We start from the raw sequence: 23,692 nt of genomic DNA on the forward strand, positions 1-23,692 counted from the left end.
CCGGCCTGGGTCTGCGGATCAATCACGGTCAATTCGAGTCACCCCAGCCACCGTCTTCTGGCCCACCTCGACATCCACCTCGACGCCCTCCGGCAGGTACAGGTCGACGCGCGAGCCGAAGCGGATCAGGCCGACCCGCTCGCCCTGCTCGACCTTGGTGCCCTGCGGCACGTAGGGGACGATGCGGCGGGCCACCGCGCCCGCGATCTGGATCATCTCGATGTCGCCCAGCTCGGTGTCGAAGTGCCACACGACCCGCTCGTTGTTCTCGCTCTCCTTGTTGAAGGCGGGAACGAAGCCACCGGGAACGTGCTCGACCGACGTCACCGTGCCCGACAGCGGGGCGCGGTTCACGTGGACGTTGAGCGGGCTCATGAAGATGGCGACGCGGGTGCGGCCGTCCTTCCACGGCATGATGCTCTGCACCACTCCGTCGGCGGGCGAGACGACCCGGCCCCGGGTGATCTCGCGCTCGGGGTCGCGGAAGAACCACAGCATCCCCGCCGCGAGCGCGGTGGCGGGGACGGCGACGGCCTTGGCCACGCCCGAGCGGCGGGCACGGACCAGGCTGACGGCTGCGGTGGCGACGGTCGGCAGAAGCCACGGCGATGCTCCGCGCGCGAGGCGTACGCCGGCCAGGCTGTCGCGAGATGCAGAGGTTTGGCTGTGGGGCATGGATGACCTTCGTAGCGGATGATGCCGCGCACTGACGGGGGACGGCGGCTTTCCGGCGATCGTAGCGGCTCTCCGCCGCAACTGGGTAAGCCAGGAAGCCGAGTCGGCGGCCGAACACTGCCTACGGGGTGTGACCTTGTTCTCCAAGAAAACACCCCGTATCCGGACATCTAACCCTGGAATCGATACTCTTCGAGCAGTCGGCGGCCGATGATCATTTTCTGGATCTCGGCGGTGCCTTCACCGATCAGGAGCATCGGGGCCTCGCGGTAGAGGCGCTCGATCTCGTACTCCTTGGAGAAGCCGTACCCGCCGTGGATCCGGAAGGCGTCCTCCACGACCTCCTTGCAATACTCGGATGCGAGGTACTTGGCCATCCCCGCTTCCAGGTCGTTTCGTTCGCCCGAGTCCTTTTTGCGTGCAGCGTTCACCATCATCGCATGCGCCGCCTCGACCTTGGTAGCCATCTCCGCGAGCTTGAACTGAATGGCCTGGTGCTGGGCGATCTGCTTGCCGAAAGTGTGACGCTGCTGGGCGTACTGGACACCCAGCTCGAAGGCACGCTGAGCGACGCCGCAGCCACGGGCCGCCACATTGACGCGGCCCACCTCGACGCCGTCCATCATTTGGTAAAAACCTCGGCCGGTGACCCCGCCGAGCACCCGGTCGGCCGGAACGCGCAGGCCGTCCATGACGAGCTCGGTGGTGTCGACGCCCTTGTAGCCCATCTTGTCGATCTTGCCGGGGATGGTGAGGCCGGGGCGGACCTCGCCGAACCCGGGCTCCTTCTCCACCAGGAAGGTCGTCATCGACTTGTGCGGGGCCGTGCCCTCGGGGTGACCCTCGTCACTCTTCACGAGTACGGCGACCAGGGACGACGTACCGCCGTTCGTCAGCCACATCTTCTGGCCGTTCAGGACGTACTCGTCGCCGTCCCTCACCGCCTTCGAGGAGATCGCCGACACGTCCGAGCCGAGCGCCGGCTCGGACATCGAGAAGGCGCCCCGGATGTCGCCCGCGGCCATGCGGGGCAGGAAGTGGTCCTTCTGCTCCCGCGTGCCGTGCTGCTTGAGCATGTACGCCACGATGAAGTGCGTGTTGATGATGCCGGAGACCGACATCCAGCCGCGGGCGATCTCCTCCACGCACAGGGCGTACGTCAGGAGAGACTCGCCCAGGCCCCCGTACTCCTCGGGAATCATCAGGCCGAACAGGCCGAGTTCCTTGAGCCCGTCCACGATGTCCTGCGGGTACTCGTCCCGGTGCTCCAGCTCGGTCGCGACCGGGATGATCTCCTTGTCCACGAAGTCGCGGACGGTGGAGAGGATCTCCCGCTGGACGTCCGTGAGGCCGTGGGTCTGGGCGAGGCGGCTCATCTACTTCCCCTGTTCCTTCAGCTCGGGGCGGCCCGGCTGCTCGCCGCCGCGCTCCTTGATGTACGTCTCGGTGGGCACCATCACCTTGCGGCGGAAGACGCAGACCAGCGTGCCGTCCTGCTTGTAGCCCTTGGTCTCGACGTGGACGATGCCGCGGTCGTTCTTCGACTTCGACGGCCACTTGTCGAGCACCGTCGTCTGGCCGTAGATGGTGTCGCCGTGGAAGGTCGGCGCCACGTGCTTGAGCGACTCGATCTCCAGGTTGGCGATCGCCTTGCCGGAGATGTCGGGGACCGACATGCCGAGCAGGAGCGAGTAGACGTAGTTGCCGACCACCACGTTCTTGCCGAAGTCCGTCGTCTTCTCGGCGTAGTTCGTGTCCATGTGGAGCGGGTGGTGGTTCATGGTGAGGAGACAGAAGAGGTGGTCGTCGTACTCCGTGACCGTCTTGCCCGGCCAGTGCTTGTACGTCGCACCGACCTCGAACTCCTCGTAGGTGCGTCCGAACTGCATCGCCCTCAGCCCTCCGGGATCTCGAACTTCGACGTGCGCCGCATGCCCGCCGCACGGCCCTTGCCCGCGATGACCAGGGCCATCTTTCGGCTGGCCTCGTCGATCATCTCGTCGCCGAGCATCGCGGAGCCCTTCTTGCCGCCCGCCTCGGACGTGCAGTACTCGTAGGCGTCCAGGATCAGCTCGGCGTGGTCGTAGTCCTCCTGCGAGGGCGAGAAGACCTCGTTGGCGGCGTCGACCTGGCCCGGGTGCAGCACCCACTTGCCGTCGAAGCCGAGCGCGGCGGCCCGGCCGGCGACCTCGCGGAAGCCGTCCACGTTGCGGATCTGGAGGTAGGGGCCGTCGATCGCCTGGAGGTCGTTGGCGCGGGCGGCCATCAGGATCTTCATCAGGATGTAGTGGTAGGCGTCCGCCGGGTAGCCGGGCGGCTGCTCGCCCACGACCAGGGACTTCATGTTGATGGACGCCATGAAGTCGGCCGGGCCGAAGATGATGGTCTCGATGCGCGGGCTCGCCTGCGCGATCTCGTTGACGTTGTTCAGGCCCTGCGCGTTCTCGATCTGCGCCTCGATGCCGATCCGGCCGACCTCGAAGCCCATCGTCTTCTCGATCTGGGTGAGCAGGAGGTCGAGGGCGACGATCTGCTGGGCGTCCTGGACCTTCGGCAGCATGATGCAGTCCAGGTTCGGGCCGGCGCCCTCGACGACCGTGACGACGTCGCGGTACGTCCACTCGGTCGTCCAGTCGTTGACGCGCACGACGCGGGTCTTGCCGGTCCAGTCGCCCTCGTTGAGGAACTTGACGATGGTGTGCCGTGCCTCGGGCTTGGCGAGCGGCGCGCAGGCGTCCTCCAGGTCCAGGAAGACCTGGTCGGCCGGGAGGCCCTGGGCCTTCTCCAGGAAGCGCGGGTTGCTTCCCGGGACCGCCAGGCAGGAGCGGCGGGGGCGAAGGCGGTCGACTGTCGTCATGCGGGGACCTCCAGGGGGTCGAGCTTGTTCGCGTTCCGGATCTCGTCGACGATCCGGCCGATGATGCCGGTGATGTCGAAATCCTTCGGGGTGAAGACCGCGGCCACTCCCGCGGCCCGCAGTTCTTCGGCGTCACCGTTCGGGATGATGCCACCGGCGATCACCGGGATGTCTGTGGCACCGGCCACACGGAGCCTTTCCAGCACGTCCGGGACGAGCTGGGCGTGCGAGCCGGAGAGGATGGACAGGCCCACCGCGTGCACGTCCTCGGCGAGGGCGGCGTCCACGATCTGCTCCGGGGTGAGCCGGATGCCCTGGTAGACCACCTCGAACCCGGCGTCGCGGGCCCGCACGGCGATCTGCTCGGCGCCGTTGGAGTGGCCGTCCAGGCCGGGCTTGCCCACCAGGAAGCGCAGCTTGCCGACGCCCAGGTCCTTCGCCGTCAGCTCCACCTTGCGGCGCACCTCGGACAGGGCCGAGCCCTCCTCGGCGGCGACCGCGACCGGCGCCGAGGACACCCCGGTCGGCGCGCGGAACTCGCCGAACACCTCGCGCAGCGCCCCGGCCCACTCGCCGGTCGTGACGCCGGCGCGGGCGCACTCCAGGGTGGCCTCCATGAGGTTGTCGGTGCCCTTGGCTGCCTCCTTCAGCTTCTCCAGCGCCTTGCACGGGCGCGGGTGGTTGAAGGGCGGCTGGTAGCGGGTGTCCCGCCAGTGCTGGAGCGAGGCGACGACACGGGCCTCCACGGCCGGGTCGACCGTCTGGATGGCGGTGTCCAGGTCGGCGGTCAGCGGGTTGGGCTCGGTGCCCTCGAAGGCGTTGACACCGATGATCTTCTCGTCGCCGGACTCGATCCGGGCCCGGCGCTCGGCGTGCGAGGCGACCAGCTGCGACTTGAGGTAGCCGGACTCGACGGCCGCCATCGCGCCGCCCATCTCCTGGATGCGCTCGATCTCCGCGAACGCCTCCTCCACCAGCTCGTCGACCTTCGCCTCGACCACCTTCGAGCCCTCGAAGAGGTCGCCGTACTCCAGCAGGTCGCTCTCGTACGCCAGTACCTGCTGGATGCGCAGCGACCACTGCTGGTCCCAGGGGCGGGGCAGGCCCAGCGCCTCGTTCCAGGCCGGCAGCTGCACGGCACGCGCGCGTGCGTCCTTGGAGAGGGTGACCGCCAGCATCTCCAGCACGATCCGCTGGACGTTGTTCTCCGGCTGGGCCTCGGTCAGGCCGAGGGAGTTGACCTGGACGCCGTAGCGGAAACGGCGGCGCTTGGGGTTCTCGATGCCGTACCGCTCGCGCGTGACGCGGTCCCAGATCCGGCCGAAGGCCCGCATCTTGCACATCTCCTCGACGAAGCGGACGCCCGCGTTCACGAAGAAGGAGATGCGGCCGACCACGTCGCCCATGCGTTCCTGCGGCACCTGGCCGCCGTCGCGCACGGCGTCGAGCACGGCGATCGCGGTGGACATCGCGTACGCGATCTCCTGCACCGGCGTGGCGCCCGCCTCCTGCAGGTGGTAGCTGCAGATGTTGATCGGGTTCCACTTCGGGATGTGGGAGACCGTGTACGCGATCATGTCGGTCGTCAGGCGGAGCGAGGGCCCCGGCGGGAAGACGTGCGTCCCGCGGGACAGGTACTCCTTGACGATGTCGTTCTGGGTCGTGCCCTGGAGCTTGGTGATGTCCGCACCCTGCTCCTCGGCGACGACCTGGTAGAGCGCCAGCAGCCACATGGCCGTGGCGTTGATGGTCATCGAGGTGTTCATCTGCTCCAGGGGGATGTCCTGGAACAGCCGGCGCATGTCACCGAGGTGCGCGACCGGCACGCCGACCCGGCCCACCTCGCCGCGGGCGAGGACGTGGTCGGAGTCGTAGCCGGTCTGGGTCGGCAGGTCGAAGGCGACCGACAGGCCCGTCTGCCCCTTGGCGAGGTTGCGCCGGTACAGCTCGTTGGACGCCTCGGCCGTGGAGTGACCGGCGTAGGTGCGCATGAGCCACGGCCGGTCCTTCTGACGCTCAGTCATGTGTGGCCTCCGTCGCCCTCAGATGTTCCGGAAGCGGTTGATGGCGTCGAGGTGCTGGGCGCGCTTCTCCTGGTCGCGCACGCCCAGGCCCTCCTCGGGTGCCAGGCACAGCACGCCGACCTTGCCCTGGTGGGCGTTGCGGTGGACGTCGTGGGCGGCCTGGCCGGTGTCCTCCAGGGAGTACACCTTGGAGAGGGTGGGGTGGATCTTGCCCTTGGCGATGAGGCGGTTGGCCTCCCAGGCCTCGCGGTAGTTGGCGAAGTGGGAGCCGATGATGCGCTTCAGGGACATCCACAGGTAGCGGTTGTCGTACTCGTGCATGTAGCCCGAGGTGGAGGCGCAGGTGGTGATGGTGCCGCCCTTGCGGGTGACGAAGACGGAGGCGCCGAAGGTCTCGCGGCCGGGGTGCTCGAAGACGATGTCGATGTCCTCGCCGCCGGTGAGTTCGCGGATGCGCTTGCCGAAGCGCTTCCACTCCTTCGGGTCCTGGGTCTGCTCGTCCTTCCAGAACCGGTAGCCCTCGGCGCTGCGGTCGATGATCGCCTCGGCGCCCATCGACCGGCAGATGTCCGCCTTCTGCTCGCTGGAGACGACGCAGATCGGGTTGGCACCGCCGGCCAGCGCGAACTGGGTGGCGTAGGAGCCGAGTCCGCCGCTGGCGCCCCAGATGAGGACGTTGTCGCCCTGCTTCATGCCGGCGCCGTTGCGGGAGACGAGCTGGCGGTAGGCGGTGGAGTTGACCAGGCCCGGGGCGGCGGCCTCCTCCCAGCTGAGGTGGTCCGGCTTCGGCATCAGCTGGTTGGACTTGACGAGGGCGATCTCGGCGAGGCCGCCGAAGTTGGTCTCGAAGCCCCAGATGCGCTGCTCGGGGTCGAGCATCGTGTCGTTGTGGCCGTCGGACGACTCCAGCTCGACGGACAGACAGTGCGCGACGACCTCGTCACCGGGCTGCCAGGCGTTGACGCCCGGGCCGGTGCGCAGGACGACGCCCGCGAGGTCGGAGCCGATGATGTGGTACGGCAGGTCGTGGCGCTTGGCGAGGTCGTTGGTGCGGCCGTAGCGCTCCAGGAACCCGAACGTCGACAGCGGCTCGAAGATCGAGGTCCACACGGAGTTGTAGTTGACCGAGGAGGCCATGACGGCCACCAGGGCCTCGCCCGGGCCCAGCTCGGGCACCGGCACCTCGTCGAGGTGGATCGACTTGCGCGGGTCCTTGTCGCGGGTCTCCAGGCCCGCGAACATCTCCGTCTCGTCCTTGTGCACGGTGATCGCGCGGTACGACTCGGGGATCGGCAGGGCGGCGATGTCGGCCGGCGTGGATTCGGGCGACTGGATCGCGTCCAGGATGTCCTTCACGGTCACGGTGTTGCCTCCGGCGAAGAGCGCCCTGAGGGAGGGGCGCTGAGGGTCACGTCGGTGCTGCTGGGAGTTGGTGTGAAAGTGCCTGTGACGCAGGCGTTCGGGCGCGCAGGGGATGAGTGCGGGGACAGCCCGGACACCTTCAACGTATGACACCGCGTGTCACCCCGCAAGGCACTGAGTGCCAGAAGTTCCACTCAGATGAAATCTTTACGCTACAGATGAGCGATGATCGATCGAATGGGGGCCGGTGAGGGGAGGGAAAGGGGCGTTGACATGCAAAAACGGCCACCCGGTGGGTGGCCGTCGTCACAGAGGCGAAGGGGAGGCTCAGCGCTCCTTGAGGGCCTGCTCGATGGTGCGCATGACCTCGTGCAGCGGTGCGTCGGTGCGCGCGACCGTCACCAGCACCTCGCCCCGCACGGAGGCCGAGGAGGCGGCCGGCCGTGCGCCGGCGGCCGTGGAGCGCCCGGCGCCGATGCCGGTGCCGAACGTCCGGCGCACGATCGCGAAGGCGTGGTCCAGCTGCGCCTCCACGTCCCCCTGCCCGCCCGCCCTGAGCCAGCGCCGCAGCACGTGGTTGTGCGCGGTGACCACGGCCGAGGCGGCGACCTCGGCCAGCAGCGGGTCGTCGTTGGCGTCGTCGTCGTGCGCGTGCTCGTCGAAGTGGCCGAGGAGATAGCGGGTGAACAGACGCTCGTAGCGGGCCACCGAGGCGATTTCGGCCTCGCGCAGGGTGGGCACCTCGCGGGTCAGCTTGTAGCGGGCGACCGAGATCTCCGGCCGGGCCGCGTACATCTTCATGACTTCCTTGATGCCGCGGCACACCGTGTCGAGCGGGTGCTCGTGCGCGGGCGCGGCGTTGAGCACGGCCTCCGCGCGGACCAGGGTGTCGTCGTGGTCCGGGAAGATCGCCTCTTCCTTGGAGCGGAAGTGCCGGAAGAAGGTACGGCGCGCGACCCCTGCCCGGGCCGCGATCTCGTCGACGGTGGTCGCCTCGTACCCCTTGGTCGCGAACAGCTCCATCGCCGCCGCCGCCAGTTCCCGGCGCATTTTGAGCCGCTGGGCGGCGGCTCGGCTGCCGGCCGCGCTCTCCGGCGCGTCGGGCGTGGCTGGTGTACGTGAGGACTTGGCGGGCTGGGACATGCCATGAACGTACTGCATGCGCCCGCAATCATGCGCGTGACCGGGGATTCCCCCGCCCGCGGAGGGCGGGGGAGACCCGGCCGGGGGCGGCGGGGGAGACCCTGCCCGGCCGGGCGTGGGGAACCCGGCCGGGTCGAGCAGCCCGCCCCAGTCTTCCTCGGTACGGAACCAGTCGCCCACTCCCTCAGCGGCGGGCATACTCGCGGAAGCCGCGGCCCGTCTTGCGGCCGAGGCAGCCCGCGGCCACCAGGTGCTCGAGCAGCGGCGCCGGGGCCAGGCCCGGGTCGCGGAACTCGCGGTGCAGCACCTTCTCGATGGCGAGCGAGACGTCCAGCCCGACCACGTCCAGCAGCTCGAAGGGGCCCATCGGGTAGCCGCCGCCCAGCTTCATCGCCGCGTCGATGTCGTCGAGCGTCGCGTAGTGCTCCTGGACCATCTTCACCGCGTTGTTGAGGTACGGGAACAGCAGCGCGTTCACGATGAACCCGGCCCGGTCGCCGCAGTCCACGGCGTGCTTGCGGATCTTCGCGCAGACCTCCCGGACGGTGGCGTGCACGTCGTCCGCCGTCAGCACCGTGCGGACCACCTCGACCAGCTTCATGGCCGGCGCCGGGTTGAAGAAGTGCATTCCGATGACGTCCTGCGGGCGCGAGGTGGCGCGGGCGCAGGCGACGACGGGCAGCGAGGAGGTGGTGGTGGCCAGCACCGCGCCGGGCTTGCAGACCTTGTCCAGGGTCGCGAACAGCTGCCGCTTGACCTCCAGGTCCTCGGCGACCGCCTCCACCGCCAGGTCCACGTCGGCGAAGTCGTCGTAGGTGCCCGTCGGCGTGATCAGCTCCAGCGTCCGCGCGGCGGCCTCGGCGGTCAGCCGGCCCTTGTCCACGCTGCGGGCCAGGGACTTCCCGATGCGGGCCTTGGCCGTCTGCGCCTTCTCCACGCTGCGGGCGGCGAGGACCACCGCGTAGCCGGCCTTGGCGAACACCTCGGCGATGCCGGACGCCATGGTGCCCGAACCGGCGACGCCCACGGCGCGGACGGGACGCCCGGGGACCTCCGTGCCCCCCGTGCCCGGGGTCAGGGCGTCCGGCACCACGACCGCGCTGCCGGGCGCCTCGTACGTGTAGAAGCCGCGCCCGGCCTTGCGTCCCGTCAGGCCCGCCTCGCTGAGCTGCCGCAGGATCGGCGCCGGCGCGTGCAGACGGTCGTGGGAGGCGGCGTACATGGCCTCCAGGACGGTACGGGCGGTGTCCACGCCGATCAGGTCCAGCAGGGCCAGCGGGCCCATCGGCAGCCCGCAGCCGAGCCGCATCGCCGCGTCGATGTCCTCGCGCGAGGCGTAGTTCGCCTCGTACATCGCCGCCGCCTGGTTCAGGTACCCGAACAGCAGCCCGTCGGCGACGAACCCGGGCCGGTCACCGACCGCGACGGGCTCCTTGCCGAGGTCCAGGGCGAGATGGGTGACCGCGGTGACGGCGCCCGGCGCGGTCAGCACCGAGGAGACGACCTCCACCAGCTTCATCGCCGGCGCCGGGTTGAAGAAGTGCAGGCCCAGAACCCGCTCCGGGCGGGCCGAGTCGGCGGCCAGCCGGGTCACGGACAGCGCGTTGGTGCCGGTCGCCAGGATCGTCTCGGGGCGCACGATCCCGTCCAGCTCCCGGAAGATCTGCTGCTTGATCTCGTACGACTCCGGGGCCACCTCGATCACCAGGTCGGCGTCGGCCGCCGCCGCCAGGTCGGTCGAGGTGCGGACGCGGGCCAGGGCGTCGGCGCGTTCCTGTGCCGTGAGGCGTCCGCGCTCGACGGCACGGGCGGTGGAGGCTTCCAGCGCGGCGAGGGCCGTAGCGGCCTGCGCCTCACCGACGTCGATACCGACGACGTCGCGGCCGGCCCTGGCGAGCACTTCGGCGATGCCGGTGCCCATCGTGCCGAGGCCGACGACGGCTATGGTCCGCAGCGGGGACAGAGGGGTGTCGGACAGGGGAGTGGCCATCGCGGGACTCCAGGAATGAGGGTGACGACGGGAACACGCCCGGGTGCGCCGAGGGGCGCACCGGGTGCGTGTGGGAGGAAGTGCGGGTGTTGCCGGGCCGACTCGCGCACACGCCCGGTGCCGACGCGGGGGGCGTGCACACGCCCGCCCGGCGGCGGTTGCCGACCGGCCCTGTCCCGAGGCCGAGTCGCACTGCGGTACCCGAGGATCAGGTACCGAACCGACTGCTCTGCCACCTCACGCCGGCCGCGTCACCAGACCGTCGTGAGGAGTTGTGCGAGTGGGTGACTCGCTCGTCTGAGATTAACTCGCGGGTAACGAGCGCGCCAGCCCCCGGTGTTCGTGATGTACGTCCCAAGGGTGCTGTGACGCCCCTAACCTCGGTGTCATGGACGAAGAGTTGCGAGCGCTCACTGAGCGTTTACGGGCCGAGTCGGCGGCATCGGGTGTGCCGGGCGCCCCGGCGGCGTACGCACGTCTGGTGGCGACCGGGGACCGGGACGAGCTGGCGGCGGTGCTCACCGAGCCGGGGCAGCCGCTGTGGGCGCGGGAACTGGCGGCGTTCCGGCTGGGCATGGCGGGGGACCGGCGGGCCTTCGAGTCCCTCGTGCTGCTCCTCAACCACCGCGACCCGCCGCGCTGCGCCTCGGCCGCCCACGCCCTCGCCCGTCTCGGCGACCCCCGCACCGCCCGCGCCGCCGCCGCCCTCGCCACCAACGAACTCCGGGTCGCCTACGCCCTGCACCCGGTACGGCTGCTGGTCGAGCTGCGGGCCCCCGAGTCGGTGCCCGCCCTGATCACCACGCTGCAACGGCGGCTGCGCCCGCACGACCCGTACCGGCGCGTGGCCCTCGCCTGCGTCGAAGGGCTCGGCGCGCTCGGCGACGACCGGGCCGCACCCGTCCTGAACGACGCCCTGGCCCACCCCGCACTGGCCCAGGCGGCGGTGCGGGCGCTGGCGCGGATCCCGGGGCAGCGGTGAGCCGTCAGCCGGGCAGGGCCCTGGCGTACCGCACCTCGGGCACCACCGCCCCGGCGACCTCGAAGGGCTCCTCGGCGCCGTCCGCGCGGAAACCCGCCCGCTCGTAGAAGCGCCGGGCGCGGGCGTTGCCCTCGACCACCCACAGGAGCATGCGCCCGTGTCCGGCCTCCGCGCACCGGCGCACCGACTCCCGCAGCAGGGCCCGCCCGACGCCGGTGCCGAAGCGTGCGGCGTCCACGTACAGCGCGTACAACTCCGCGTCCTCGGTACGCAGTTCCCCGTCCCGGTACGGACCGTGGCAGGCCCAGCCGACGACCTCGCCGCCCTCCTCCTCGGCGACCAGGTTCACCATGTCGCCCGGGGTCCGGGCGAAGAGCGCGCGGCGCCGCCCGGCGTCCTCGGCGGCGTCGAGCCCGTCGAGGTACGACTGCGGCATGAGGCCGCGGTAGGCGGTGCGCCAGCCCCGGACGCGGATGTCGGACACGCGGTCGCAGTCCGCGAGCGTCATCTCCCGTACCAGGAGCCCGTTCCCGCTCACGAGGACACGACCGCGAACGCCTCGATCTCCATCAGGAACTCCGGCCGGACCAGCGCCGCGACCTGTACCGCGGAGGCGGCGGGCAGGCGGTCGTCGGGTATGTGCTCGGCGCGCGCCGCGCGGATCGCGGACATGTGCGCCATGTCCGTGACGAAGAAGGTCAGCTTCACCACGTCGTCGAAGGTCGCTCCGGCCGCCGCCAGGCACCGGCGCAGGTTCTCGAAGACCTGGCGGGCCTGGGCCGCGGCGTCGCCGGCACCGACCGGCTCGCCGTCCTCGTCCAGGGCGAGCTGACCTGAGACGGCCACGAACCGTCCGGTGCCGAGGACGACATGGGTGTACTGGGCGGCGGGCGCGACGCCTTCGGGGGCGGAGATCCTGGTCAGCTCACTCATGCCCCCATGGTGGACCATGGCACTGACAACGCCCCGGCATTAATTCCGGAAGCCGAGCAGCCCGTGCAGCGTCGACCCGCGCGACGACGTCGACGCCGCCTTGGACTCCAGTGGCTTCGGGGCGGGCAGCGCCGCGCAGACCGCGTCCGCCTCGCCGGTGCCCGCACCGTCCGGCACGGTGCCGTCGGTCAGGTAGGCGGCCAGGTGCCGGTCCAGGCAGGCGTTCCCGCTCAGCGTGATGCCGTGGTTCCCACCGCCCTCCTCGACCACCAGGCGCGAACCGCGCAGCAGACGGTGCACGGTGACGCCGCCCTCGTACGGGGTTGCCGCGTCGTCCGTCGCCTGGAACAACAGGGCCGGCGGCAGCGCGTCGTTGGCGACGTCCACCGGCTCTCGCGACTCCGTCGGCCAGAAAGCGCACGGTGCGTTGTACCAGGCGTTGTTCCACGCCATGAAGGGAGCCTTCTCGTACACGTCCCAGTTCTCGTCGCGCCACTCGTCCCAGTCGCGCGGCCAGGGCGCGTCGCGGCACAGCACCGACGCGTAGACGCTGTAGCCGTTCTCCCCGGACGCGTCCACGGCACCGAAGTTCTCGTACGCCTCGACCAGCGGCCCGGTGTCCGCGTCGTTCGCGTACGCGGCGAACGCCTCCGCCAGATAGGGCCAGTAGCCGTTGTAGTAACCGCCCGGGATGAAGGTGTCCTCCAGCTCGGAGGCGCCCACCTTCCCGCCCGCGGGCTCCTTGGACAGCGCCGTCCGCATGGCGTACCAGGCGTCCTCCACCCGCTCCGGGCCGGTGCCCAGCCCGTACGCCGCGTCGTGCCTGGCGATCCAGGCGAGGAAGGCGCGGTGGCGGTCGTTGAAGACGAGGTCCTGGTTGAGGTTGGCGTCGTGCCAGACGTCGGTCGGGTCGACGACGGAGTCCAGGACCAGGCGCCGTACCCGCTCCGGGTACAGCTTGGCGTAGACGGCGCCCAGGTAGGTGCCGTACGAGTAGCCGAAGTAGTTCACCTTCTCGGCGCCGAGCGCCGCGCGGACGGCGTCCACGTCCCGCGCGGCGCTCACCGTGTCGATGTACGGCAGCATGTCTCCGTACTTCTCGCCGCACGCCTGGGCGAAGGACTTGGCGCGCGCGAGATTGGCCTTCTCGACGCCCGGAGCGGCCGGCAGCGAGTCGGGGCGCACCGGGTCGAAGTGGCCGGGCCGGCAGTTCAGCGCGGGCTCGCTCCTGCCCACGCCGCGCGGGTCGAAGCCGATGACGTCGTACTGGGCGGCGACCTCCCCGGGCAGCGAGGACGCCACGAACCCGGCGAGCGTCAGTCCGCTGCCGCCGGGCCCGCCGGGGTTGACCAGCAAGGGGCCCTGGTACTCGTCGGCGGTGTGCGGGACGCGGGACAGCGCCAGTGTGATCCGCTTCCCCTCCGGACGGGCGTGGTCCAGCGGCACCGTGAGGGACGCGCACTGGAGCGTCGGGTAGTCGGCCGTGCCGCACTCGCTCCAGTCGAGGGCCGGGGCGACCGGAGCGGCCCCGGAGCGCGGTGCGCTCGCCTCGGCGGGAACGGCCGCGACCGTGGCGGCGGCGATCACGGCGGCGCCGCACAGCGCGGCTGCGCGTTGTCTCATGGCGTTCATCGTCCCGGGGAGCGCCGCCGGATGAACGCGTTCTGTTCATACTTGACCCAATTGGGCCGGTGAGTGCGCCTCAGATGAGCGAAAGTTGCACCGGTTCACTCGGAGCGGATTCCGCCCGCGGCTCCGCGATCCGCCGCGGTGTCCCCGCGTGCGTGGGACCGATGCCGTACTCCCGCGCCAGACCGTGCACCTGGCGGGTGATCCGGCGCTGGTACCACTTCGGGGCGTACGCGCCCTCCGCGTACAGCCGTTCGTAGCGGCGCACCAGGTGCGGATGGTGCCGCCCGAGCCAGGCCATGAACCACTCCCGGGCGCCGGGCCGCAGGTGCAGTACCAGGGGCGTCACCGAGGTGGCGCCGGCGGCGGCGATCGCCCGCACGGTCGCGCGCAGTTGGGCCGGTTCGTCGCTCAGGAAGGGGATGACCGGCGCCATCAGCACGCCGCAGCCGATTCCGCGCTCGCCGAGGGCCCGTACGACCTCCAGGCGGCGCTCCGGCGCGGGCGTGCCCGGCTCGACGGTGCGCCACAGCTCGGGATCGGTGAAGCCGACCGAGACCGAGATCCCCACGTCCGTCACACGTGCCGCCCGCGTCAGCAGGTCCAGGTCGCGCAGGATCAGCGTGCCCTTGGTCAGGATCGAGAAGGGGTTCGCACGCTCGGTGAGCGCCTCGATGATGCCCGGCATCAGCCGGTAGCGGCCCTCCGCGCGCTGGTAGCAGTCGACGTTGGTGCCCATCGCGACGTGCTCGCCCTGCCAGCGCCGCGAGGCCAGCTGGCGGCGCAGCAGCTCCGGCGCGTTCACCTTGACGACGATCTGGGAGTCGAAGCCGAGGCCGGTGTCGAGGTCCAGGTAGCTGTGCGTCTTGCGGGCGAAACAGTAAACGCACGCGTGCGAACAGCCTCGGTACGGATTGACCGTCCACTCGAACGGCATGCGCGAGGCGCCCGGCACCCGGTTGAGGATCGAACGGGCCCGCACCTCGTGGAAGGTGATGCCGCGGAACTCGGGCGTGTCGAACGTGCGGGTGGTGACCGCGTCCGCGCCGAAGAGCGCGGGGTCGGCGGCCCGGGCGTGGTCGGAGTCCGTGAGGTTCTCCCAGCGCATGGCGCCTCCTCGGTAGTGCTGCAAACGCCACAATAGAACACTTGTTCCCTTGATCGTGCGGACCAGTCGCCCGGCGGTCTCTGGGCCAGTCGCACGGGGCCGCTTCACGCCCCCCGATTTGGTGGCCGGGCGGCGGGGTGGTTGGCTTGCCCCGACCCCGAGAACCAGGCCCTGGAGGGACCCGATGGCGCAGGTCGAGGCGGAGACGGAGCGGATCGTCGCGGCGGACGCGGAGACGGTGTTCGACACCCTCGCCGACTACAGCGGCACCCGCGCGAAGCTGCTGCCCGAGCACTTCAGCGAGTACGAGGTCCGCGAGGGCGGCGACGGCGAGGGCACCCTCGTGCACTGGAAGCTCCAGGCGACCAGCAAGCGCGTCCGCGACTGCCTGCTGGAGGTCACCGAGCCGTCCGACGGCGAGCTGGTGGAGAAGGACCGCAACTCCTCCATGGTCACCACCTGGCGGGTCACGCCGGCGGGCGAGGGCAAGTCCCGGGTGGTCGTGCACACCGCCTGGCAGGGTGCCGGCGGCGTCGGCGGCTTCTTCGAGAAGACCTTCGCCCCCAAGGGTCTGGCCCGCATCTACGACGCCATGCTCGCCAAGCTCGCGGCCGAGGTCGAGAAGTAGCGGAAGCAGCCAAGAGGCAGGCGCGGGGCGGTCGTTGGCCGTCTCACCGGTTCGAGTGATCTCCGCCCGAAACCACCGTACTTCCGTAACTCGTCGCACTTGTTCGCAGTTGCCGCATCAGGCGGCAATTGTGAGCAGGTGTGACGAGGGGAGCGGAACATGGGCGGGATCACTCTGGTGCAGGACGAACCGGTCACCGCACCACCCACGCCTCCCGAGCCCCCCGCACCCGGGCCCGAGCCGGGAGCCGGGCTGAGCCCGCGCCGGGTGCGGCTGGTCTTCGTCGGACTGATGCTGGCGCTGCTGCTCGCCGCGCTCGAGCAGATGATCGTCGCCACCGCGCTGCCGAAGATCGTCGGTGAGCTGCACGGCCTGGACAAGATGTCCTGGGCGATCACCGCGTACCTGCTCACCTCCACCGTCGGCCTGCCGATCTACGGCAAGCTCGGCGACCTCTTCGGCCGCAAGGGCGTCTTCCAGTTCGCCATCCTGGTGTTCATCGTCGGCTCGGCACTCGCCGGCCGCGCCCAGACCATGGATCAGTTGATCGCCTTCCGCGCAGTGCAGGGCGTCGGCGCGGGCGGCCTGATGATCGGCGTACAGGCGATCATCGCGGACATCGTGCCGCCCCGCGAGCGCGGCCGGTTCATGGGCCTGATCGGCGCCGCCTTCGGACTCGCCTCGGTCGCCGGCCCCCTGCTGGGCGGCTACTTCACCGACCACCTCTCCTGGCGCTGGTGCTTCTACATCAACGTCCCCTTCGGCCTGGTCACCATGGCCGTCGTGGCCGTGGTCCTGAAGCTGCCCAAACCGACGGCCAAACCCCGCCTCGACATCCTCGGCGCCCTGCTGCTCGCCGCCGCCTCCACCTGCCTGGTGCTGCTGACCAGCTGGGGCGGCACCGAGTACGCGTGGGGTTCCGGCGTCATCCTCGGCCTCGCCGCGGGAGCGGTCGCCGCCACCGTCCTCTTCCTGATCGCCGAACACTTCGCGCCCGAACCCCTGATCCCGCTGCGGCTGTTCCGTGACTCCGTCTTCAACGTCACCGGCCTGGTGGGCCTCGTCATCGGCATCGCCCTCTTCGGCGCCGCCAGCTACCTGCCGACCTTCCTCCAGATGGTCGACGGCGCCACCGCCACCGAGTCCGGCCTGCTGATGCTGCCGATGATGGGCGGCATCGTCGGCACCTCGATCATCTCCGGACAGCTCATCAGCCGCACCGGGCACTACCGGTCCCACCCGATCATCGGCAGCGCCCTGTCCGTGGTCGGCATGTGGCTGCTGTCCCGGCTCGACGCCGACACGCCCCGACTGCACTACAGCATCTGGATGGCCGTCCTCGGCGCCGGCATCGGCATGGTGATGCCCGTCCTGGTCCTCGCCGTGCAGAACTCCGTGCGCCCCTCCGACCTCGGCACCGCCACCAGCGCCAACAACTACTTCCGGCAGATCGGCGGCAGTGTCGGCGCCGCCGTCTTCGGCACCCTCTTCGCCGACCGCCTCACCGACGCCCTGGCCGACCGCGTCCCCGCCGAGGCGGGCGCCGGGCTGCCCGACGCGGAGGCCATCACCCCCCAGCTCGTCCACTCCCTGCCCCCGGCGCTGCGCGACGCCTACATCGGGGCCTACGCCGACGCCATGCCGCGGATCTTCCTCTACCTGGTGCCGGTCCTCGCCCTCGGCCTGCTCATCGCCTTCTTCCTCAAGGAGAAACCCCTGGTGTCCCACAACGCCCCCGTCACCGACCCGGAAACCGCGCAGCCCGTCCCGTCCGTCGCGCCCGTCCCGCAGGCCAGGTCGCCGTACGCCGCGGGCGTCCCGGTCTGCGGCACCGTGCAGCACCCCGACGGCACCGTCGTGCCCCGCGCGGCGCTCACCCTCATCGACGTCGGCGGCCGGCAGATCGGCCGGGGCGCCAGCGGCGACGACGGACGGTACGCGCTGGCCACGCCCGGCTCGGGGTCGTACGTCCTGATCGCGGCGGCCGGCGGCCACCAGCCGCAGGCGGTCTCCGTGACCGTCGGCGAACGCCCGGTGGAGCTGGACGTCGTGCTCGGCGGCGCCGGCCGCCTCGCCGGCAGCGTGCTCACCGCCGACGGCAGCCCCGTGCGCGACGCGATCGTCACGCTGACCAACGTCCACGGCGAGGTCGTCTCCACCACCCGCAGCGGCCGGGAGGGCGGCTACGTCATCACCGAGCTGGTGGCCGGCGAGTACACCCTCGCCGCCAGCGCCCCCGCCTTCCGCCCCGCCGCACTGCCGGTCAGCGTCCAGGCGGCCCGGGAGACCCGCCAGGACGTCGAACTGGCCGGCGGGGCCGTACTGCGCGGCACCGTGCGCGCCGGTGGCGGACGCGTCGTCGAGGACGCGCGCGTGACGCTGCTGGACGCGGCGGGCAACGTCGTGGACACCCTGACCACCGGCCAGGACGGCACCTTCCGGTTCGTCGACCTCTCGTCCGGCGAGTACACCGTCATCGCCGCCGGCTACCCGCCCGTGGCCACCGTCCTCCAGGTGGCCGGCGGCGGCCGTACGGAACGCGACCTCCAGCTCGGACACGAGGACTGACACCGGCGCGCGGGCGCGCGCCGGTGTGTTCGCGCGCCACCGATTCCCCCGTTGCCGCACATGGTCACCCGCCACCGCCGTACGGTGGTGACGGCGGCACAGATCTCGTGGAGCCGTGGGGAGAGAGGGCCTGACGCCATGAGCCATGGCACCGAGCGGGACACACCCCCCGGCCGCGGCGCCGGACCCGGCGCCGTACGGGCCGACCCCGTGGCGGGCCGTGTCCCGCTGGCCGTGGTCGTGGTGGACCGCGACGGGCTGGTCTCCCACTGGAGCCGGGGCGCACGGCGGCTGTTCGCCCTGCGCAAGGAACAGGCGATCGGACGGCCCGCCCCCGACCTGCTCCCCGTCTCCGGCGTGCTGCCCGGGACCGAGGACGCCGGTGACGCCTACGACTCCTGGGCGGCGTACGACGGTCTCGGACCGGGACTGGAGTCCTCCCTCGACGGACGGCTGTCCTACCCGGCGGCGGGCCGCGCCCGCCTGACCGTGCCGGACGACGACCGGGTCGACGTGCTCTGGTGGGCCTACCCCCTGGTCGGCCCCGGCCCCGAGCGCCTGCTCGTACTGGCGGCCGACGCGGACGCGCTGCGCCGGGACCACGTCACCGGCGAGCCCGGCGAGGACCCGTACGGGACCGCCGCCGCGGCGGCCGTCGAGCGGATCGCCCCCGGCTTCGCCCTGCACACCGACTTCCCCGGAGCCGACGAACTCGCCCGCCGCCTCCCCGAGATCATGCCCAGCATGAGCGTCGGCGAGAGCGCCCGCATCGTCGCCCAGGTCCTGGAACTCGGCTACCCCGTCCTGGAGTTCAGCCGGCACGACCGGGTGCCCGTCACCCCCGACTGGGGCGTGCCCCGGCGAGCCGGGCGCAGGGCGCGCCGGGAGCGGGCGGCACGGGCCCTCGCGGCCGGTGAACCGGTCCCGGAGGACGTGCGCGAGGAGGCCGAGGACCTCGAGTACGCCGCCGTCCGCGAACGCCTGGAGTTCCTCAACGAGGTCAGCGGGCGGATCGGCACCTCCCTGGACCTCTCGCGGACCATCGTGGAGGTGAGCCGGGCCGTCGTCCCCCGCTTCACCGACGTCGCCGGCACCTACCTGCGCGAACAGATCGTCGCCGGTGAGGGCTTCGACGACGGCGTGCCGGACACCACCACGATGTGGCACCGGGTCGCCCTGGAACACACCGACGAACCCGGCCGCTGGGACGACGTCGTACCGGTCGGCGAGGCCATGCCCTTTCCGGCGCACACCCCCTTCTTCCAGTGCATGACCAGCGGTGAACCCGTCCTGGTGCCGCGCATCACCGAGGAGATGGGCCACGCCATCGCCTCGCAGTTCGAGAAGCGGGACATCAGACCGCTCATCACCGGCCGCTCCATGCTCCTGGTGCCGCTGAAGGCGCGCAACGTCGTCCTCGGCTTCATGATCCTGCTGCGCCACCCGGAGCGGCCCGTCTTCAACGACATGGACCGCGTCACCGGCGCCGAACTCGCCGCCCGCGCGGGGCTCGTGCTGGACAACGCGCGCATGTACACGTACCAGGAGAACGTCGCGGAGACGCTCCAGGACAGCATGCTGCCGCACATCCCCGCGCGCATGGCCGGCTGTGACATCGCCACCCGCTACCTGCCGGGCACGCTGCTCGGCCGCGTCGGCGGCGACTGGTTCGACGCGGTGAAACTGCCCGGCGCCCGCACCGCCCTCGTCGTCGGCGACGTCATGGGACACGGACTGAACTCCGCCGCCATGATGGGACAGCTGCGGACCGCCGTGCAGACCATGGCCGGGCTCGACCTGCCTCCCGCCCAGCTCCTGCGCAACCTCGACGACCTCGCCCAGCGGCTCGGCGACACCTACCTGGCGACCTGCCTGTACGTCGTCCACGACCCCGTCGCCGGTGAACTGCACCTCGCCAACGCGGGCCACATCCCGCCCGTCCTGGTCCGCGCGGCCGACGGCGGCAGCGAGCTGATCGAGCTGCCCACGGGGGCGCCCATCGGCGTGGGCGGGGTGCCCTTCGAGGCGGTGCGGGTGCCGGTGGCGCCCGGCGACCGGCTGGTGATGTGCACCGACGGCCTGGTCGAGGTGCGCGGCGAGGACATCGGCACCGGCCTGGCGGCCCTGTGCGAGTCCGCCGCCCACCCGGCCGCCTCCATGGACGACGCCTGCGACACCATCATCCGCGCGCTGGGCACCCGCGGCGGCCGCAAGGACGACGTGGCCCTGCTGATGGCCAGGCTCGGCGGCATCGACACCGACGCCGTCGCCGAGTGGCGCCTCGCCCGCGACCCCGCCGAGGTGAGCCGGGCCCGCGCGGCCGTCCGCGAGCAGCTCCACGACTGGGGCCTGGCCGAACTGGCCGACGCCGCCGGGCTGATGGCCGGCGAACTCGTCACCAACGCCGTGCGGCACGCCCACGCCCGGCCCGTGGAACTGCGCCTGGTGCGCGCCGACACGCTGCTGTGCGAGGTGGACGACGACGACCACGACCTGCCCGCCCTGCGCAGCGCCGGCCCCACCGACGAGGCCGGCCGAGGCCTGCGCGTGGTCAGCACCCTCGCCCGCGAATGGGGCGCGAGCCGGACGAAGACCGGCAAGACCGTCTGGTTCGAACTGACGCTGCCGCGTCGCTGAACCGTCCCGGACCGCCGGGCCGTCGCGCGTCGACGGGGGCGCGCGGCGTTCGCACGTCCGGTGAAGGAATGCGCCGGGCGCTTGTGGCCGTGCGCCGGGCGCGGTACACCGTACGAGCCCGTCACCGCCGACGGGCCGTACGTCGTCGCACCTGGGGAGACGCGCATGAGCGTGACGAGTCGGTACCGGAACGCCTGGGAGAGCTTCTGGAGCGAGGCGCCCGAAGGACAGGGGGCGGTGTTCTGGGACGCGGAGCCGATGCTGACCGCCGGCCGTCACCTGGCCCACTTCGAGCCGCACCTCGTCGACCCCGGCCTGCCCATGATCGACCTCGGCTGCGGCAACGGCACCCAGACCCGCTACCTCGCCGAGCGGTTCGGGCACGTCGTCGGCGCCGATCTGTCCGCCGCCGCCCTCGACCACGCCCGCCGCGCCGACCCCGCCGGCCAGGCGGCCTACCGGCAACTGGACGCCGCTGACAAGGCGGAGGCCGAGACCCTGCACGCCGAGCTGGGCGACGCCAACGTCTATGTGCGGGGCGTCCTGCACCAGTGCGAGCCGGACGACCGGCAGCCACTGGCCGACGCCCTCTCCGCTCTCGTCGGCGAGCGCGGCCGGGCCTTCCTGGTGGAGCCCTGCCAGGCCGCCAAGACCGTCCTCATGGGGCTGGCCCAGGGGCCCGGCGGTCCACCGGCCAAACTCGCGCCCGTCCTCCGCCACGGACTGACTCCCGGCGCCGCCCCCGACGACGCGGTACCGGAGCACCTCCGCGCCGCCGGCCTCACCGTCCTGGCGAGCGGTGAACTCCCGCTGGTCAGCACCGAGTACACGGCGGACGGCACGCGGATCGAACTGCCGTCGGCGTGGGTGGTGGCGGGAAGGGGGCGATGAGGGCGGCCGAGCGCCCCGACCAGCCATTGGTCTGGGCCGGTGAGAGTTATCCACAGGCCTGGCTGGCGGGCGGCGCGACCGCGTAACGTGGCGCAGCATGAAGATCCTCATCAGCGCCGACATGGAAGGCGCCACCGGTGTCACCTGGCCGGCCGACGTGCTGCCGGGGACTCCGCAGTGGGAGCGGTGCCGCTCGATGTTCACCTCGGACGTGAACGCGGCCGTCCAGGGCTTCCTCGACGGCGGGGCCGACGAGGTGCTGGTCAACGAGGCGCACTGGACGATGCGCAATCTGCTCCTGGAGCAGCTCGACGAGCGGACGCAGATGCTCACCGGCCGGCACAAGGCGCTGTCCATGGTGGAGGGCGTCCAGCACGGGGACGTGGACGGCATCGCGTTCATCGGGTACCACGCGGGCGCCGGTATGGAGGGCGTCCTCGCGCACACCTTCCTCGCCAACCAGATCACCGGTGTCTGGCTGAACGACGTACGGGCCAGTGAGGGTCTGCTCAACGCGCACGTCGTCGCCGAGTACGGGGTGCCGGTCGTGCTGGTCACCGGGGACGACGTGGCCTGCGAGGACGCACTCGGGTACGCGCCCGGGGCACTGAAGGTCGCGGTCAAGGACCATGTGTCGCGGTACGCGGCCGTGTGCCGTACGCCGGCCAGGACCGCCGCCGACATCCGGGCGGCGGCCAAGGAGGCGGCCGCGCTCGCGGTGCGGCACGAACCGGTCAGCGGCGGGCCCTTCACCGTCGCCGTGGAGTTCGACGCCGAGCACCTGGCGGCGGCCTCGACCGTCGTGCCGGGTGTGGCCCGCATCGGCGAGCGCAAGGTGGCGTACACCCACGAGACCATGTTCGAGGCGATCCGTACCTTCAAGGCGGTCACCACGATCGCCTCGGCCGCCGTGGAGGAGCAGTATGGCTGAGCAGCAGTCCGGGCAGACGGGCGCACAGGCGCTGGACGAGGTCGTGCGGTTCACGTCCGACCTCATCCGGATCGACACGACGAACCGGGGCGGCGGCGACTGCCGGGAGCGCCCGGCCGCCGAGTACGCCGCCGCGCGGCTCGCCGAGGCAGGGATCGAGCCGACGCTGCTGGAGCGGACCGAGGGCCGGACCAACGTCGTCGCCCGCGTCGAGGGCACCGACCCGTCGGCCGGCGCGCTCCTCGTGCACGGGCACCTGGACGTGGTGCCCGCCGAGGCCGCCGACTGGAGCGTCGACCCGTTCTCCGGGGAGATCCGCGACGGGGTCGTCTGGGGTCGCGGCGCCGTCGACATGAAGAACATGGACGCGATGATCCTGGCCGCCGTCCGCGACTGGGCCCGGCAGGGAGTACGGCCCCGGCGGGACATCGTGATCGCGTTCACCGCGGACGAGGAGGCCAGCGCCGAGGACGGCTCCGGCTTCCTCGCCGACCGGCACGCCGCCCTGTTCGAGGGCTGCACCGAGGGCGTCAGCGAGTCCGGGGCGTTCACCTTCCACGACGGCGCCGGACGGCAGTTCTACCCCATCGCCGCCGGTGAGCGCGGCACGGGCTGGGTCAAGCTCACCGCGCGCGGGCGGGCCGGCCACGGGTCCAAGGTGAACGCGGAGAACGCGGTCACCCGCCTCGCCGCGGCGGTCACCCGCATCGGCGACCACGAGTGGCCGCTGCGCCTGACCCCGACCGTGCGCGCCGCGCTGGGCGAACTCGCCGCCGTCTACGGCATCGACACCGACCTGAACGACGTGGACGCGCTGCTCGACAAGCTGGGCCCCGCCGCCAAGCTGGTCGAGGCCACCGTCCGCAACAGCAGCAACCCGACCATGCTGGACGCCGGCTACAAGGTCAACGTCATCCCCGGGGAGGCCGTCGCCTACGTGGACGGGCGGTTCCTGCACGGCTGCGAGGACGAGTTCCGCGCCACCCTCGACCGGCTCACCGGCCCGGACGTCACCTGGGAGTTCGCCCACCGCGAGGTCGCCCTCCAGGCGCCGGTGGACTCGCCGACGTACGCCAGGATGCGCGCCGCCGTCGAGGAGTTCGCCCCGGAGGGGCACGTGGTGCCGTACTGCATGTCCGGCGGCACGGACGCCAAGCAGTTCTCCCGGCTGGGGATCACCGGCTACGGGTTCGCGCCGTTGAAGCTGCCCGAGGGCTTCGACTACCAGGCCCTCTTCCACGGAGTGGACGAACGCGTCCCCGTCGAGGCGCTGCACTTCGGCGTGCGTGTCCTCGACCGCTTCCTGCGCACGGCCTAGGCGACGGCCGGGGACC

The 23,692-nt window shown here is 71.5% G+C and carries 19 protein-coding genes; 7 read left to right on the forward strand and 12 right to left on the reverse strand.

Going from position 1 to position 23,692, the window contains the following annotated elements; translation table 11 throughout:
- Positions 1 to 18 precede the first annotated feature (18 nt).
- The 8 genes from AMK11_RS26415 to AMK11_RS26450 all read right to left on the reverse strand — a co-directional run bounded on the left by AMK11_RS26415 (position 19) and on the right by AMK11_RS26450 (position 10,051).
- Positions 19 to 675: a phosphatidylserine decarboxylase gene (locus AMK11_RS26415; RefSeq protein WP_073730557.1), complete on the reverse strand. Its 657-nt coding sequence runs from the start codon at positions 673 to 675 to the stop codon at positions 19 to 21.
- Between the two features lie 170 nt (positions 676 to 845).
- Positions 846 to 2,051: an acyl-CoA dehydrogenase family protein gene (locus AMK11_RS26420; RefSeq protein WP_073730558.1), complete on the reverse strand. Its 1,206-nt coding sequence runs from the start codon at positions 2,049 to 2,051 to the stop codon at positions 846 to 848.
- Entirely contained in the window at positions 2,052 to 2,564 is a 513-nt protein-coding gene (locus tag AMK11_RS26425; protein ID WP_073730559.1) for a MaoC family dehydratase, read from the reverse strand.
- A gap of 5 nt (positions 2,565 to 2,569) precedes the next feature.
- Positions 2,570 to 3,532, reverse strand: coding sequence for an HpcH/HpaI aldolase/citrate lyase family protein (locus AMK11_RS26430; protein WP_073730560.1), 963 nt, complete (start codon positions 3,530 to 3,532; stop codon positions 2,570 to 2,572).
- Positions 3,529 to 5,556, reverse strand: coding sequence for a protein meaA (locus AMK11_RS26435; RefSeq protein WP_073730561.1), 2,028 nt, complete (start codon positions 5,554 to 5,556; stop codon positions 3,529 to 3,531). The genes AMK11_RS26430 and AMK11_RS26435 overlap by 4 nt, the downstream gene beginning before the upstream one ends.
- Positions 5,557 to 5,574: 18 nt before the next feature.
- Positions 5,575 to 6,912: a crotonyl-CoA carboxylase/reductase gene (gene ccrA, locus AMK11_RS26440; RefSeq protein WP_198941473.1), complete on the reverse strand. Its 1,338-nt coding sequence runs from the start codon at positions 6,910 to 6,912 to the stop codon at positions 5,575 to 5,577.
- Between the two features lie 333 nt (positions 6,913 to 7,245).
- Positions 7,246 to 8,061 carry a TetR family transcriptional regulator gene (locus AMK11_RS26445; RefSeq protein WP_079187711.1) on the reverse strand — a complete coding sequence of 272 codons (816 nt, stop codon included), beginning with the start codon at positions 8,059 to 8,061 and terminating at the stop codon, positions 7,246 to 7,248.
- A gap of 184 nt (positions 8,062 to 8,245) precedes the next feature.
- On the reverse strand, positions 8,246 to 10,051 hold the full coding sequence (locus AMK11_RS26450; RefSeq protein WP_073730564.1) for a 3-hydroxyacyl-CoA dehydrogenase family protein: 1,806 nt from the start codon (positions 10,049 to 10,051) through the stop codon (positions 8,246 to 8,248).
- Between the two features lie 388 nt (positions 10,052 to 10,439).
- Here AMK11_RS26450 and AMK11_RS26455 point away from each other — a divergent pair, with 388 nt between their 5' ends.
- Complete coding sequence (locus AMK11_RS26455) at positions 10,440 to 11,033, forward strand: adenylosuccinate lyase (RefSeq protein WP_073730565.1); 594 nt, start codon at positions 10,440 to 10,442, stop codon at positions 11,031 to 11,033.
- A 4-nt stretch (positions 11,034 to 11,037) separates the two neighbouring features.
- Here the strand turns inward: AMK11_RS26455 and AMK11_RS26460 are convergent, their stop codons facing one another.
- The 4 genes from AMK11_RS26460 to AMK11_RS26475 all read right to left on the reverse strand — a co-directional run bounded on the left by AMK11_RS26460 (position 11,038) and on the right by AMK11_RS26475 (position 14,703).
- Complete coding sequence (locus AMK11_RS26460) at positions 11,038 to 11,541, reverse strand: GNAT family N-acetyltransferase (protein WP_107429750.1); 504 nt, start codon at positions 11,539 to 11,541, stop codon at positions 11,038 to 11,040.
- A gap of 26 nt (positions 11,542 to 11,567) precedes the next feature.
- The gene (locus AMK11_RS26465) at positions 11,568 to 11,966 is read right to left on the reverse strand and encodes a RidA family protein (RefSeq protein ID WP_073730567.1); all 399 of its coding nucleotides are present in this window, start codon (positions 11,964 to 11,966) and stop codon (positions 11,568 to 11,570) included.
- Between the two features lie 39 nt (positions 11,967 to 12,005).
- Positions 12,006 to 13,589, reverse strand: a complete 1,584-nt coding sequence (locus tag AMK11_RS26470) for an alpha/beta hydrolase (RefSeq protein WP_073730568.1) — start codon at positions 13,587 to 13,589, stop codon at positions 12,006 to 12,008.
- Positions 13,590 to 13,668: 79 nt separating this feature from the next.
- Positions 13,669 to 14,703, reverse strand: a complete 1,035-nt coding sequence (locus AMK11_RS26475) for an Rv2578c family radical SAM protein (RefSeq protein ID WP_073730569.1) — start codon at positions 14,701 to 14,703, stop codon at positions 13,669 to 13,671.
- Between the two features lie 184 nt (positions 14,704 to 14,887).
- Between AMK11_RS26475 and AMK11_RS26480 the strand changes: the two genes are divergently transcribed.
- The 6 genes from AMK11_RS26480 to AMK11_RS26505 all read left to right on the forward strand — a co-directional run bounded on the left by AMK11_RS26480 (position 14,888) and on the right by AMK11_RS26505 (position 23,676).
- Positions 14,888 to 15,331: an SRPBCC family protein gene (locus AMK11_RS26480; protein ID WP_073730570.1), complete on the forward strand. Its 444-nt coding sequence runs from the start codon at positions 14,888 to 14,890 to the stop codon at positions 15,329 to 15,331.
- Between the two features lie 159 nt (positions 15,332 to 15,490).
- Entirely contained in the window at positions 15,491 to 17,899 is a 2,409-nt protein-coding gene (locus AMK11_RS26485; RefSeq protein ID WP_073730571.1) for an MFS transporter, read from the forward strand.
- A gap of 138 nt (positions 17,900 to 18,037) precedes the next feature.
- Complete coding sequence (locus tag AMK11_RS26490; RefSeq protein WP_073730572.1) at positions 18,038 to 20,536, forward strand: ATP-binding SpoIIE family protein phosphatase; 2,499 nt, start codon at positions 18,038 to 18,040, stop codon at positions 20,534 to 20,536.
- A gap of 165 nt (positions 20,537 to 20,701) precedes the next feature.
- Positions 20,702 to 21,427: a class I SAM-dependent methyltransferase gene (locus AMK11_RS26495; protein ID WP_073730704.1), complete on the forward strand. Its 726-nt coding sequence runs from the start codon at positions 20,702 to 20,704 to the stop codon at positions 21,425 to 21,427.
- A 97-nt stretch (positions 21,428 to 21,524) separates the two neighbouring features.
- On the forward strand, positions 21,525 to 22,358 hold the full coding sequence (locus AMK11_RS26500) for a M55 family metallopeptidase (RefSeq protein WP_073730573.1): 834 nt from the start codon (positions 21,525 to 21,527) through the stop codon (positions 22,356 to 22,358).
- Positions 22,351 to 23,676 carry a M20/M25/M40 family metallo-hydrolase gene (locus tag AMK11_RS26505; RefSeq protein WP_073730574.1) on the forward strand — a complete coding sequence of 442 codons (1,326 nt, stop codon included), beginning with the start codon at positions 22,351 to 22,353 and terminating at the stop codon, positions 23,674 to 23,676. The genes AMK11_RS26500 and AMK11_RS26505 overlap by 8 nt, the downstream gene beginning before the upstream one ends.
- Positions 23,677 to 23,692 lie beyond the last annotated feature (16 nt).

The organism is Streptomyces sp. CB02414 (assembly GCF_001905385.1).
Taxonomy (GTDB): Bacteria; Actinomycetota; Actinomycetes; order Streptomycetales; family Streptomycetaceae; genus Streptomyces.

Bases quoted from the DNA above. Each gene is read 5' to 3' on its own strand.
- AMK11_RS26465 (WP_073730567.1), bottom strand. From the start codon at position 11,966: ATGAGTGAGCTGACCAGGATCTCCGCCCCCGAAGGCGTCGCGCCCGCC.
- AMK11_RS26455 (WP_073730565.1), top strand. From the start codon at position 10,440: ATGGACGAAGAGTTGCGAGCGCTCACTGAGCGTTTACGGGCCGAGTCG.
- AMK11_RS26475 (WP_073730569.1), bottom strand. From the start codon at position 14,703: ATGCGCTGGGAGAACCTCACGGACTCCGACCACGCCCGGGCCGCCGAC.
- AMK11_RS26430 (WP_073730560.1), bottom strand. From the start codon at position 3,532: ATGACGACAGTCGACCGCCTTCGCCCCCGCCGCTCCTGCCTGGCGGTC.
- AMK11_RS26460 (WP_107429750.1), bottom strand. From the start codon at position 11,541: ATGACGCTCGCGGACTGCGACCGCGTGTCCGACATCCGCGTCCGGGGC.
- AMK11_RS26445 (WP_079187711.1), bottom strand. From the start codon at position 8,061: ATGTCCCAGCCCGCCAAGTCCTCACGTACACCAGCCACGCCCGACGCG.
- AMK11_RS26425 (WP_073730559.1), bottom strand. From the start codon at position 2,564: ATGCAGTTCGGACGCACCTACGAGGAGTTCGAGGTCGGTGCGACGTAC.
- AMK11_RS26490 (WP_073730572.1), top strand. From the start codon at position 18,038: ATGAGCCATGGCACCGAGCGGGACACACCCCCCGGCCGCGGCGCCGGA.
- AMK11_RS26495 (WP_073730704.1), top strand. From the start codon at position 20,702: ATGAGCGTGACGAGTCGGTACCGGAACGCCTGGGAGAGCTTCTGGAGC.
- AMK11_RS26415 (WP_073730557.1), bottom strand. From the start codon at position 675: ATGCCCCACAGCCAAACCTCTGCATCTCGCGACAGCCTGGCCGGCGTA.
- AMK11_RS26435 (WP_073730561.1), bottom strand. From the start codon at position 5,556: ATGACTGAGCGTCAGAAGGACCGGCCGTGGCTCATGCGCACCTACGCC.
- AMK11_RS26500 (WP_073730573.1), top strand. From the start codon at position 21,525: ATGAAGATCCTCATCAGCGCCGACATGGAAGGCGCCACCGGTGTCACC.
- AMK11_RS26450 (WP_073730564.1), bottom strand. From the start codon at position 10,051: ATGGCCACTCCCCTGTCCGACACCCCTCTGTCCCCGCTGCGGACCATA.
- AMK11_RS26485 (WP_073730571.1), top strand. From the start codon at position 15,491: ATGGGCGGGATCACTCTGGTGCAGGACGAACCGGTCACCGCACCACCC.
- AMK11_RS26480 (WP_073730570.1), top strand. From the start codon at position 14,888: ATGGCGCAGGTCGAGGCGGAGACGGAGCGGATCGTCGCGGCGGACGCG.
- AMK11_RS26470 (WP_073730568.1), bottom strand. From the start codon at position 13,589: ATGAGACAACGCGCAGCCGCGCTGTGCGGCGCCGCCGTGATCGCCGCC.
- AMK11_RS26505 (WP_073730574.1), top strand. From the start codon at position 22,351: ATGGCTGAGCAGCAGTCCGGGCAGACGGGCGCACAGGCGCTGGACGAG.
- AMK11_RS26420 (WP_073730558.1), bottom strand. From the start codon at position 2,051: ATGAGCCGCCTCGCCCAGACCCACGGCCTCACGGACGTCCAGCGGGAG.